The sequence below is a fragment of the Streptomyces sp. NBC_00377 genome, from assembly GCF_036075115.1.
Taxonomy (GTDB): Bacteria; Actinomycetota; Actinomycetes; order Streptomycetales; family Streptomycetaceae; genus Streptomyces.
Genome location: NZ_CP107958.1, coordinates 6,149,095 through 6,162,319, shown reverse-complemented (window position 1 = coordinate 6,162,319; position 13,225 = coordinate 6,149,095). Strand labels below are relative to the sequence as shown.

Sequence of the window (13,225 nt, the reverse complement as noted above, 5' to 3'; positions counted from 1 at the left end):
GTACATGAGCTACTCATCCGGGAGACCGATGATCCGCCAGGGTGATGGATACCAGGGAGGTTCAAACCCGTACACCTGGATACCCTCAGGAACACGGTCACCGGGACGAACGGGATTCACCCGGCCAGGATGGACGATGATCGGCTTTCTGGTGCGCTTCATGAGGCCGTATCCAGCGGCGTAGATCATCACCGGAGTCTGGATCATGAAGGTGCGCCGACATTTGACGCAGCTCGCGAAGTCCCCTCTCGGGAGGTCGTCACGTAGTCTCGCCAGGTCGGCTGGGTCGTGTTCCCTTGGTGAAACTGCGCATGGTCCCGTGACCTTCGGGGGTGAGGTAGGCACGCGATCCCCTAGGCTGTGGTCGCTGGCCAGCCCCAGAGTCCCCTCCCATGCCTCTTCACGGTGTGTGCCGTTTTCGATTAGAGCCTCGTACTCCATCGCCGCCATGGCGAGACGCTCCCTGACCACTTGCTCACGTGTCAGGTGCTCCCCTACTCGCCATTCCCAAGATTTCCCCCCTACGGGGTAGATCGCAGCAAGCAAACGTCCATCGTGAGGGCAGCGGGCCTCTGCCTGTGCGGCAATTTTCTTGCGGTTTTCAGTGATGTACTTGAGTGCTGCACTCTGTACTTCGAGCCGCTCGCCAGCGGTTTGGTTCGCCATGATGCCATCATGCCGCTGGCGGGGGCTTCGGCTCCGGGAGACAGGGACCACAGTGTGACGTGCAGGGCCGTGACCTACCACGTTGCCCACGACCCAAGCCGGCTAAGCAGGACGAGGCCCCATTGGTGACGGCCCGTGACGGGATTCAGCCGCAGGTGGAGGGCACAACGAGGGCACAACGACGTCACGCGGGTTCAACGGCAGCCAACGCCAGCAAACGGCGTTTCGCCTGGTCAATGCCGTGGCTTGACAGTCGTCACTGACGATGCACAAGAGGACGGCACCCCCGCACAGGGTGCCGTCCTCCTTGGTGCGCCGGGGCCGTTGCCGATCGGTGAGGGTCGGGGACCGGCGGCGGCTCCGGGGTTATCGGGGGGTCAGCGGTGGTCGCTGCCCGTCGACTGTGAAGCCGCTCGGCCCGCTTCCAGTCGCGCGACCGGGATCCGGAACGGGGAGCAGGAGACGTAGTCGAGTCCGACCTCGTGGAAGAAGTGGACGGACTCGGGGTCGCCGCCGTGTTCGCCGCAGACGCCGAGCTTCAGGTCGGGGCGGGTCGCGCGGCCGGCCTCGACCGCCAGTTTGACCAGGGAGCCCACGCCGTCCCGGTCGATGGTCTCGAACGGGGAGACGCCGAAGATGCCCTTCTCCAGGTAGGCCGTGAAGAAGGAGGCCTCCACGTCGTCGCGGCTGAAGCCCCACACCGTCTGGGTGAGGTCGTTCGTGCCGAAGGAGAAGAACTGTGCCGCCTCGGCGATCTGACCGGCGGTCAGTGCGGCGCGCGGCAGCTCGATCATCGTGCCGATGGAGAGCTTCAGCTGGACGCCCGTCGCCGCCTCGACCTCGGCGATGACCGCGTCGGCCTCCTCGCGGACGATCTCCAGCTCCTGGACTGTGCCGACGAGCGGGATCATGATCTCCGCGCGCGGGTCGCCCTTCGCTGCCTTGCGTTCGGCGGCGGCTTCGGCGATCGCGCGTACCTGCATGGTGAACAGGCCGGGGATCACGAGGCCGAGGCGTACGCCTCGCAGGCCCAGCATCGGGTTCTGCTCGTGCAGGCGGTGGACGGCCTGGAGGAGCCGGAGTTCGTTCTCGTGGGGTTCCTGGCGGGACTCCGCCAGGGCCACGCGGACCGACAGTTCGGTGATGTCGGGGAGGAACTCGTGCAGGGGCGGGTCCAGGAGCCGGACCGTGACGGGGAGGCCGTCCATCGCGGAGAACAGCTCCACGAAGTCCTGCTTCTGGAGCGGCAGGAGCGCCTTCAGCGACTCTTCGCGCTCGTCCTCGGTGTCCGCGAGGATCAGGCGTTCGACCAGCTCACGACGGTCGCCGAGGAACATGTGCTCCGTGCGGCACAGGCCGATGCCCTGGGCGCCGAAGCGGCGGGCGCGCATCGCGTCCTCGGCGTTGTCCGCGTTGGCGCGCACCCACAGGCGGCGTTTGCGGTCGGCGAACGCCATGATCCGGTGCACGGCTTCGACCAGCTCGTCGGCGTCGTTGGCGCCCGCGTGCATCCGGCCCTCGAAGTACTCCACCACCGGGGAGGGGACGACGGGCACCTCGCCGAGGTACACCTTGCCGCTCGACCCGTCGATGGAGATCAGGTCGCCCTCCTCGACGACGTGTCCACCGGGGACCGTCATCCGGCGGCGCTTGGTGTCGACCTCGAGTTCCTCGGCGCCGCAGACGCAGGTTTTGCCCATGCCGCGGGCGACCACGGCCGCGTGGGACGTCTTGCCGCCGCGCGAGGTCAGGATGCCCTCGGCCGCGATCATGCCGTCCAGGTCGTCGGGGTTGGTCTCGCGGCGGACCAGGATGACCTTCTCGCCGGAGCGGGACCACTTCACCGCGGTGTACGAGTCGAAGACCGCCTTGCCGACCGCCGCGCCCGGCGACGCCGCGATGCCCCGGCCGACCTGCTGGACCTTCGCCTCCTCGTCGAAGCGGGGGAACATCAGCTGGGCGAGCTGGGCGCCGGTGACCCGCTGGAGCGCCTCGGCCTCGTCGATCAGGCCCTGGTCGACGAGCTGGGTGGCGATGCGGAAGGCCGCGCCGGCCGTGCGCTTGCCGACCCGGGTCTGGAGCATCCACAGCTGACCGCGCTCGATGGTGAACTCGATGTCGCAGAGGTCCTTGTAGTGGTTCTCCAGCGTCTCCATGATCTGCATCAGCTGGTCGTACGACTTCTTGTCGATCGACTCCAGCTCGGCGAGCGGGACGGTGTTGCGGATGCCCGCCACCACGTCCTCGCCCTGGGCGTTCTGGAGGTAGTCGCCGTACACGCCCTGGTGGCCGGAGGCGGGGTCGCGGGTGAACGCCACGCCCGTGCCGGAGTCGGGGCCCAGGTTGCCGAAGACCATCGAGCAGACGTTGACGGCCGTGCCCAGGTCGCCGGGGATGCGCTCCTGGCGGCGGTAGAGCTTCGCGCGGTCGGTGTTCCAGGAGTCGAAGACCGCGTGGATGGCGAGGTCCATCTGTTCGCGCGGGTCCTGCGGGAAGTCGCGGCCGGCCTCGGTCTTGACGATCTTCTTGAAGCGGGTCACCAGCTTCTTGAGATCCGCGGCCTCCAGCTCGGTGTCGACCGTGACCTTCTTGGCCGTCTTGGCGTCCTCCAGCGCGTCCTCGAAGAGGTCGCCGTCGACGCCGAGGACGGTCTTGCCGAACATCTGGATGAGGCGGCGGTAGGAGTCCCAGGCGAAGCGGTCGTCGCCGGCCTGCTTGGCGAGACCCTGGACGGACTTGTCGGAGAGGCCGATGTTGAGGACCGTGTCCATCATTCCGGGCATCGAGAACTTGGCGCCCGAGCGGACGGAGACCAGCAGGGGGTCGTCGGCCTGGCCGAGCTTCTTGCCCATGCGCTGCTCCAGCGCGTCGAGGTGCGCACTCACCTCGTCACGCAGTGCCGCGGGCTCGTCGCCGCTGTCGAGGTAGACCTTGCAGGCGTCGGTGGTGATCGTGAAGCCCGGAGGGACCGGAAGGCCCAGGTTGGTCATCTCGGCGAGGTTCGCGCCCTTGCCGCCGAGGAGGTCCTTGAGGTCCTTGTTGCCCTCGGTGAAGTCGTAGACGAACTTCACGCCCTCAACGGTCCCGGCCTGCTCGGCTACGTGGAGATCTTTGTTTTCCGACACGGGTCTCGACTCCTCGAGGACGCGGTGGCTGCCCTGACGGCCAGGAACATACCCAGATCAAAGGCTCCTGGGTACGTCCACTCGCGCGTCATGTGCCCGTAACCAGCCGTCCGCCAGCGGATCGAAAGTCAAGGCTTGGCAAGCACACGGGCTTCGATGTTTTCACTTCTTGAACGAACACACCTCTTACGCGCCTCATATGACGCTCACATGAGCATAACGAGGCACGGTTGATTTCGATCGATGAACGATCAAGGGATGGCACTGAGTGCCAGGCCTTGGAGAAGTGCACTCGCTCTTGATCCGCTCATCTGAGCATCTCCCCCCTCAGAGGTGGCGAGAATCACGCTGCGACCACGCCTGCGTGGGCGCCCCGGTTTCACGATGCGGACGCGCTCGCGGAGCCGCACAGGAGCAGAAACCTGCCCGTCACACGAGCGTCCCGACGTTCGTCCCGCGAGCGTCCCGACGTCCCGTTCCCACGAGCGTCCCTCACACCCCGAGCGCCAGCAACCGCTCCTCCGCCCGTTCCGGCGCGTACAGGTGCTCCACGACCAGCGCACCCGCGCCCACCAGGCCCGCCCGCTCCCCCAGCCGCGAGGTCACGACGTCCAGACGGGCCGTGGAACGGGGCAGCGCACGCTGGTACAGCAGCTCCCTCACACCCGTGAGGAAGGCGGTTCCGGCCAGATCTCCGGCGATCATCAGGACCCCGGGGTTGAGCAGCGTCACCACGGTCGCCAGCACGTCCCCGACCCGGCGGCCCGCCTCACGGGCCAGCGCGGCGGCCTCCGGGTGACCGGAGGCGAGCAGGTCGCGCACATCTGAGCCCGAGGACGCCGGAACACCCGACTCCGCCAGCCTTCGCGCCACGGCGCCACCGCTGGCGACCGCCGCGAGACAGCCGTAGGACCCGCACCGGCACAGCGCCTCCGCGCCCACCCGGATGTGTCCGATGTCGCCGGCCCCGCCGTCGACGCCGCGGAAGATCGAGCCGCCGACGACGACCCCCGCGCCGATCCCGGTCGACACCTTGACCAGTACGAACGCCGAGCAGTCGGGGTGTCCGGTGCGCTGTTCGCCGTACGCCATGAGATTGGCGTCGTTGTCGACGAGGACGGGGAGGGCGGATGCCCCGGTGCGTTCGGTGAACGCTCTCGCGAGACGGCCCCGTATGTCGTAGCCGTCCCAGCCGGGCATGATCGGCGGCTGGACGACCCGGCCGGTCTCGCTGTCGACCGGGCCGGGGACGGCGAGGCCGATGCCGCACACCTCGTCCGGCCGGTGCCCCGCCTTCTCCAGCAGTTCCGCGAACCAGCCGCCCAGCTCACCGAGCACCGCGTCCGGGCCGTCCTCGACGACCAGCGTGCCGCCGTGCTCGGCGAGGATCTCGCCGGTCAGCGTCAGCACGGCCGCGCGCGCGTGCCGGGTGTCCAGGTCCGCCGCCAGGACGACGGCGTGGGCGTCGTCGAACTCCAGGGTGATCGAGGGCCGGCCGCCCAGCGGGGAGTCGACCGGGCCGCCGGCGCCCTCGCGCAGCCAGCCGGCGCGGAAGAGACGGTCCAGACGCTGGCCGACGGTGGCGCGGGAGAGGCCGGTGGCCTGCTGGAGGGCACCACGTGTCGTCGCCCGCCCCGTGCGCACCAGTTCGAGCAGATCGCCGGCACTGCCCTGGCCTCGTCCCGTCATGCGCACCCCCTTGTGTTTCTCAAGCCTGCATTACATATTGAGTTTTGCGTGTTAAATAGACGTAACCCTACGGTAGCCGCTGCCGAACCAGTCGGCCCTGTCGTCTTCGGGGAGCCCCGAGTGGATCGCACTGCCCAGCTCGTCGCCCGCCCGGCGGAGTACGCCGTTGCATACGATCCGGCTACCCCGCCGGGCCCGCCGCACCACGCGACGCGACACCACGCGACCGCGGACCACGCCTCCGCGCGCCCCGGGGCCCCGCACTCCGGGGCCCCGCACACCGGCGCTTCGCACCGCGCGCCCCGGGCCGGGGCTCTGCGGCGCAGGGCGGCGGACGTGCTGGCGGGCAACTGGACGGGGACGTCGACCGTCCCCTCACCCGGCCTGTACCCGCACCAGTGGTCCTGGGACTCGGCGTTCATCGCCATCGGGCTGCGACACGTCTCGCCGCACCGCGCGCAGACGGAGCTGGAGACGCTCCTGGACGCCCAATGGGGCGACGGACGCATCCCGCACATCGTGTTCAACCCCTCCGTGCCGCTCGACGCGTACTTCCCGAGCCCCGACTTCTGGCGCTCCTCGACCGCGGGGCGCGCTGCGGGCGCCCCGCGCACCGTACAGACCTCCGGCATCGTGCAGCCACCGGTGCACGCGCTCGCGGTCTGGCTGGTGCACCGCGCCGATCCGGGACTCTCGCGCGCCCGCGGTTTCCTCGCCCGGATGTACCCCCGGCTGGCCGCCTGGCACCGCTATCTGCTGCACCGGCGCGACCTGGGCGGCGGCGGGCTGGTGTCCGTCGTCCATCCGTGGGAGCAGGGCATGGACAACGCGCCGAGCTGGGACACTCCGCTCGCCCGCGTCACCCCGGCCCCCGCCCGCTCCTTCCGGCGCGCCGACCTCGACCACGGGGCGCCCGAGGACCGTCCGACGGACCTGGACTACGGGCGGTACGTGCGGCTGGCCACGGAGTACCGGGACGGTGGATACGCGGACGGCGGACGCGCCGGGAATCACGGGGCCGCGGCCGGCGGGCGCGGCGTCGGGGATCACCGGGCCGGAGGGCACGGCGGCAGGGTTCACGAGGGCTCGGGGCACGGCGTCGGGGGCGGCGAGTTCGCCGTCGAGGACCCCTCCTTCAACGCGCTGCTCATCGCCTCCGAGCACGCCCTCGCGCGCATCGCGCACGAACTGGGCGCGGCCGGCACGGCCCGCCACGCGCGCGCGGAGCGGCTGACGGCGGCGCTCGTCGAGCGGCTGTGGGACCCGGCGGAGGGCATGTTCTTCTGCCGGGATCTGCGCGGCGGAGACCCGGACCCGGGTCGGGATCAGCGCGGTGGGGAGGCGGACCGGAGCCGGGGCCTGCGCGGTGGGCCTCCGGAGCCGGGTGGGCGCCCTCCCGCCGGTGCGCTCATCCGCGAGCGCGGCGTCTCGGGTCTCGTCCCCCTTCTTCTGCCGGGCCTGCCGCGCGAGGTGGCCGCCGGTCTCGTACGGACCCTGCGCGGCCCGCACTTCGGCCTGGGCGGAGCCACCCGCCTGGCACCCAGCTACGACCTGCTCGGCGAGGAGTTCGACCCCCACCGCTACTGGCGCGGCCCGGCGTGGTTCAACACGAGCTGGCTGCTCGAGCGGGGCCTCAGGCAGCACGGCGAGCAGGCCGGCGCGGACGCGCTGCGGCGGGCCGTCCTGGAGATCGCGGACAGCTCGGACTTCGCGGAGTACGTCGACCCCTACACCGGTGAGGCATGCGGCGCGACCGGCTTCAGCTGGACCGCCGCACTCACGCTCGACCTGCTGCACGACGACACCACGTCGGGGACGGCGGTCACGCCCGCAGCGACGCGTGCCCTCACCCCGGGCCCGGTAGTCACGAACACGGCTGCGGGTGGACCGACTTCAGGGACAGCGGCCCCGAACCCGGGTGCCGGTGCCACCACTTCAGGCGTAGCGGTTGCAAACCAGGGTGCGAGTGAAGCGACTTCAAGCACAGCAGTCACGTACCCGAGTGCGGGTGCCGCGACTTCGGGACCAAGGACCACGGACAGCACGGACAGCACGGACAGCGCGGAAATCACGGCTCTCAAGGGAGGGGACCGGGGATGACGGAACGGCATCATCTGCTCGTGTACGGCGGGACGTTCGCGGCCGTGGGCGACCGCGGGGACATCAGTGGGGTACGGGGTCCCGGGGCGGCCGCAGGCTCCCCCGAAGGGCTGTTCGTCCGGGACGCCCGGCATCTCAGCCGCTGGCAGCTGACGGTCGACGGCGCGGTGCCAGAGGTGCTCTCGCCGGTCGCGGACGGGGACACCACCCGGTGCGTACTCGTCCCGCGCGGCGGCCGCAACGAGCCGCCTTCCTGCACGCTCTTCCGTGAACAGGCCGTCGGGGACAGCTCGTTCGTCGAGTCGCTGCGGGTGGTCAGCAACCGCCCGGTGCCGACGACGGTCCGTCTCGCGGTCACCGCGGACGCCGACTTCACCGACCAGTTCGAACTGCGCTCGGACCACCGGACGTACGCGAAGACCGGGGTGGTCCGCCGCCGCCAGGTCCTGGACGACGGGGTCGAGTTCACCTACCGGCGCGGCGAGTGGACGTCCTGCACGACGGTGACGGCCGAGCCCGTGCCGGACGGCGTCGAGGAGACCGGCACCGGCGCCCGCCGCCTGGTGTGGCGGCTGGAGCTCGAGCCGCACGACTCCGCCGAGCTGACCCTGCGGGTGATGGCCCGGCCGCACGGCGAGAAGCGGGCCCTGCGGGTGCCCCGTTCCCCGGCCTCCGTGACCGGCCAACTCCTCGCGCAGGAAGGCGCGTTCGTGGAGGGGGTGGCCTTCCCGACCGGCTGGCCGGAGCTCGCGGCCGCCTGTGCGCGCGGGCTCGCGGACCTGGCCTCGCTCCAGGTCCAGGCGACCGGTCCGGACGGCGAGGAGCTGCGCGTCCCGGCGGCGGGCGCCCCCTGGTTCCTGACCCTGCTGGGCCGCGACGCCCTGCTCACCTCGCTCTTCGCCCTCCCCTACCGACCCGGCCCGGCCGCCGCCACGCTCCTCGCGCTCGCCGCGGCCCAGGCCACCGAGACCGGCCCGGAGTCGGTGGCCCAGCCCGGCAAGATCGTGCACGAGATGCGGCACGGCGAACTCGCCCACTTCGGCCAGGTCCCGTACGGCCGCTACTACGGTTCGGTCGACGCGACCCCGCTGTTCCTCGTCGTCCTCGGCGCGTACGTCGAGCAGACCGGTGACGCGGCACTGGCGCGCCGGCTGGAGCCGAACGCCCGCGCGGCGATCGGCTGGATGCTGGACCACGGCGGGCTCACCTCCCGCGGCTACCTGGTGTACCGGGCCGACCAGGGCGGACTGGCCAACCAGAACTGGAAGGACTCCCCCGGCGCCATCTGCTCCGCGGACGGCACCCGCCCGACGGGCGCGGTGCTGGCGGCGGGGGCCCAGGGCTACGCGTACGACGCGCTGCGCCGCACGGCGTGGCTGGCGCGCACGGTGTGGGAGGACGAGAAGTACGCGGCGCTGCTGGAACAGGCCGCCGCCGACCTGCGGGACCGGTTCCAGCGGGACTTCTGGATGCGGGACCGTTCCTTCCCTGCGCTCGCGCTGGACGGGGAGGGCCGCCAGGTCGACGCGCTCGCCTCGGACGCGGGCCATCTCCTCTGGTCGGGTCTGCTGGACAAGGAGTACGGGGAGATCGTCGGCCGGCGCCTGCTCGAACCGGACTTCTTCTCCGGGTGGGGCGTGCGCACGCTGGCGTCCGGACAGCCGGCGTACCACCCGCTCTCCTACCACCGGGGTTCGGTCTGGCCGCACGACAACGCGCTGATCACGCTGGGCCTCGCCCGCTACGGTCTGCACGACGAGGCCCGTACGGTCGCCCACGGGCTGGTCGCCGCGGCGACCGCGACGGGTCACCGTCTCCCCGAGGTCCTCGCGGGCTACGGCCGCGACACCCATGCCGAGCCGGTACCGTACCCACACGCGTGTGTACGGGAGTCCCGTTCGGCGGCGGCCCCGCTGGCGCTGCTCACGGCGGTCGGGGGCGCGTGACCGATCTCCCGGTCCGACCCCGGTCCGGCCCTGGTCGGGCCTCGGCCGGGCCCTGGCCGGGCTGCTTGGCGCGGCGTTTGCGTGGTGTTTGCCGAGCGCTGGCCGAGGGGGGCTGAACGCGGGCCGGGGGCAGGCCGTACGAAACTGTGGCGGATCCGTCCCACGTCGGATCCGCCGAACCGCCGGGCTTCGTACGGAAGGACCCTCGGGTGCCTGTCTCCACTCGCTCATCCCAGCCGCCTGCACCGAAAGACCCCGAGGACGACACCGTGACGACCGCGGCGACCGCGCAACCGCAGACCCCGTCGGCGGGAGACCCGTCGTCCGAGACCCCGGAGGCGCAGGCCCCGACGCCGGAGTCCCCTTCCGGCGACAGCCGACCGGCCGAGACCGCGACGGCGGAGACCCCGGCAGCAGAGACCGCGACGGCGGAGACCGTCACGGCAGACAAGTCGTCGGCACCGGCCCCGACGGCAGGCACCCCGTCAGCCGAAGCCCCGAGGGCCGACAGCCGCTCAGCCGACAACCGCTCGGCCGACTCCCCCACCGCCGAGCCCTCCTCCGACGACGGCCCGACGCCGGAGAGCGCGGGTGGGCCGAACGAGGACGGTTCGGACGGGCCGAGCGCGGGTGGGCCGGGTGCGGACGGTTCGCACGGGCCGGGCGAGGACGGTTCGGGCAGCCCGAGTGGAGGCGGTGGGTCCGCGGCTCGTGGGTTCCGCGCGCGGATCGCGTACTGGCGGGACTGGCGGAGCCGGTATCCAGGGGCCGCGCGCGTGGTGTGGTGGACGGCGACCGTCCTCTCCCTGGTGCTCGTGCTCGGCGCGCTGCTGCTGCCGAACCGTCTCTTCTCGCTCCATGTCAGCGGATTCGTACGGCTGCCGGGTGAGGCGATCATCGGCGCGGCCGTGCTGCTGGCGCTGCCGCGCCGGCCCCGGGTGGCACTGGCGGCGCTGGCCGGCGCGGCCCTCGGCGCGCTGACCGTGTTGAACGTGATGGACATGCAGTTCATGGAGTACCTGGGCCGCGACTTCAACCTCGTCCTGGACTGGTCGCTGCTGAGCGACGCGCAGTCGTACGTGGCGGACTCGCTGGGCGGGGCCGTCGCGCTCGCCGCGTCGATCGGGCTCGCCCTGCTCGTCGTGCTGATCATGGTCGTGATGGCGCTGGCGACGGTCCGGCTGAGCGGCCTGCTGGTGCGCGACACCCGGCAGGCGACCCGGGGCACGCTGATAGCCGGGACCGCCTGGATCACCTGCTCCGTCCTGGGTCTTCAGTACGCCGGGCTGCCGGTCGCCTCCGACCGGGTCGTGAACACGCTCGCCGCCGAGGCCAAGCGGGTGCGGGACACCGTCAAGGACGAGGCCGCGTTCGGGAAGGAGGCCCGCTACGACACCTTCGGGGCCACCCCGGCAGACCAGCTCGTGCCGGACCTGCGCGGCAAGGACGTCATCTTCACCTTCATCGAGAGCTACGGCCGCAGTGCCATCGAGGACGCGGGCATGGCGCCGGGCGTCGACCGGACCCTCGACAGCAGCACCCAGGCGCTGGCGAAGGCCGGGTTCAGCGCGAAGAGCGGCTGGCTGACTTCCGCGACGTACGGCGGCAGCAGCTGGCTCGGCCACTCCACCACCCTGTCCGGCCTGTGGGTGAGCACCCAGCAGCGCTACCGCACCGTCATGGCCAGCGACCACCTGTCCCTGACCAAGGCCTTCCAGAAGACCGGCGCCTGGGACACGGTCGGCATCATGCCGGGCGTGCAGAAGGGGTGGCCCGAGGCGAAGTTCTACGGTCTGGACAAGGTCTACAACGCCTTCCAGATGGGTTACCAGGGGCCGAAGTTCAGCTGGTCGCCCATGCCCGACCAGTACGCGCTGGAGGCGTTCCAGCGGCTGGAGCACGGCCGCACCGACCGTGACAAGCCGCTGATGTCGGAGGTCATCCTGACCTCCAGTCACCAGCCCTGGGCGCCGATCCCGAAGATGGTCGGCTGGGACGAGGTCGGCGACGGCTCGGTCTTCGACGGCATCCAGGCGGCCGGTGAGAAGGCGGCCGACGTGATCGCCGACTCGGCCAGGTCCAAGACGGAGTACGGCAAGTCCATCCAGTACTCGGTGACCGCTCTCACCCAGTGGCTGGAGCGCTACGGCACCGAGGACACCGTCCTGGTCTTCCTCGGCGACCACCAGCCCATCTCCCGGGTCAGCGGCAACCACGCCAGCCGGGACGTGCCGGTCTCGATCGTCGCCAAGGACCCGAAGGTCCTCGACAAGATCGCCGCCTGGAACTGGACGGACGGCCTGAAGCCGGCCCACAACGCACCGGTGTGGAAGATGAGCTCGTTCCGCGACAAGTTCCTGACGGCATACGGCTCGACCCCCCACCCGTCGAAGGGCTGACCACCGGACCTGCGGACCACCACCGGACCGGCGGGCACGCGACGACCGGGGTACCCGGCGGCCGGGCCGTCCGGCGGCCGGGGCCCGGCGGTCCGGACCTCAGCCGCCGGAGGTGTCCAGTTCCGCGTCCTCGCTGATGCCCGCGCAGTCGTACGGGTCCTTCAGCCAGCCGTCCGGCAGGACGACCCTGTTGTTGCCGGACGTGCGGCCGCGGGGACCGTCGGCGCCGGTGGGCCAGGGCTGGTCGAGGTCCAGCTCGTCGAGTCCGGCACGGAGTTCGGCGAGCGAGGAGGTGATGGCCAGCCGCTTGCGCATCTCGGAGCCGACCGCGAAGCCCTTGAGGTACCAGGCGACGTGTTTGCGGAAGTCGATGACCCCGCGCGGCTCGTCGCCGATCCACTCGCCGAGCAGGGTGGCGTGCCGGACCATGACGTCGGCGACCTCGCGCAGGGACGGGCGGGCGATGTCCTCGTGCCGGCCCTCGAAGGCGGCCACGAGGTCGGCGAACAGCCAGGGGCGGCCGAGGCAGCCGCGGCCGACGACCACGCCGTCGCAGCCCGTCTCGCGCACCATGCGCAGCGCGTCCCCGGCCGACCAGATGTCGCCGTTGCCGAGGACGGGGATCTCCGGGACGTGTTCCTTCAGCCGGGCGATCGCCTCCCAGTCGGCGGTGCCGCCGTAGTGCTGGGCGGCGGTGCGTCCGTGCAGCGCGATCGCGGTGACGCCCTCCTCGACGGCGATGCGGCCCGCGTCGAGGTAGGTGATGTGGTCGTCGTCGATGCCCTTGCGCATCTTCATGGTCACCGGGAGGTCGCCGGCCCCGCTCACCGCCTCCCGCAGGATGGCCCGCAGCAGGTGGCGCTTGTAGGGGAGCGCGGAGCCGCCGCCCTTGCGGGTCACCTTGGGGACCGGGCAGCCGAAGTTGAGGTCGATGTGGTCGGCGAGGCCCTCTTCCGCGATCATGCGGACGGCCTTGCCGACGGTGGCCGGGTCGACTCCGTACAGCTGGATCGAGCGCGGCTTCTCGGTCGCGTCGAAGTGGATCAGCTGCATGGTCTTCTCGTTGCGTTCGACCAGCGCCCGGGTCGTGATCATCTCGCTCACGAACAGGCCCTTGCCGCCACTGAACTCCCTGCAAAGGGTGCGGAAGGGCGCGTTGGTGATCCCGGCCATGGGGGCCAGGACGACCGGCGGGGTGACGGTGTGCGGGCCGATCCGGAGAGTCGTGTTCTGCGTGGGCGCGGTCGTGGGCATCCACCCATTGTCACGCATCGGGCGGCATGCCCGGCCTCACGTTTTT

At 71.1% G+C, this 13,225-nt stretch carries 6 protein-coding genes and 1 pseudogene; 3 read left to right on the top strand and 4 right to left on the bottom strand.

The genetic code is table 11. The annotated features are described in order from the left end of the window. Positions 1-9 precede the first annotated feature (9 nt). The 3 genes from OHS71_RS27400 to OHS71_RS27390 all read right to left on the bottom strand — a co-directional run bounded on the left by OHS71_RS27400 (position 10) and on the right by OHS71_RS27390 (position 5,480). Positions 10-666: a hypothetical protein gene (locus OHS71_RS27400; protein WP_328481986.1), complete on the bottom strand. Its 657-nt coding sequence runs from the start codon at positions 664-666 to the stop codon at positions 10-12. Between the two features lie 377 nt (positions 667-1,043). Next, positions 1,044-3,791, bottom strand: a complete 2,748-nt coding sequence (ppdK, locus tag OHS71_RS27395; protein WP_398148872.1) for a pyruvate, phosphate dikinase — start codon at positions 3,789-3,791, stop codon at positions 1,044-1,046. 492 nt (positions 3,792-4,283) lie between these two features. After that, positions 4,284-5,480: an ROK family protein gene (locus OHS71_RS27390; RefSeq protein WP_328481985.1), complete on the bottom strand. Its 1,197-nt coding sequence runs from the start codon at positions 5,478-5,480 to the stop codon at positions 4,284-4,286. Positions 5,481-5,600: 120 nt separating this feature from the next. Here OHS71_RS27390 and OHS71_RS27385 point away from each other — a divergent pair. The 3 genes and pseudogenes from OHS71_RS27385 to OHS71_RS27375 form a co-directional block, all read left to right on the top strand. Next, positions 5,601-7,277, top strand: a pseudogene (locus OHS71_RS27385) (MGH1-like glycoside hydrolase domain-containing protein); the annotation flags it as partial. Between the two features lie 299 nt (positions 7,278-7,576). Continuing rightward, complete coding sequence (locus tag OHS71_RS27380) at positions 7,577-9,526, top strand: amylo-alpha-1,6-glucosidase (protein ID WP_328481984.1); 1,950 nt, start codon at positions 7,577-7,579, stop codon at positions 9,524-9,526. A gap of 269 nt (positions 9,527-9,795) precedes the next feature. Then, entirely contained in the window at positions 9,796-11,925 is a 2,130-nt protein-coding gene (locus tag OHS71_RS27375; protein ID WP_443047062.1) for a CDP-alcohol phosphatidyltransferase, read from the top strand. Positions 11,926-12,024: 99 nt separating this feature from the next. Here the strand turns inward: OHS71_RS27375 and dusB are convergent, their stop codons facing one another. After that, entirely contained in the window at positions 12,025-13,179 is a 1,155-nt protein-coding gene (gene dusB / locus OHS71_RS27370) for a tRNA dihydrouridine synthase DusB (RefSeq protein WP_328481983.1), read from the bottom strand. Between the last annotated feature and the right edge of the window lie 46 nt (positions 13,180-13,225).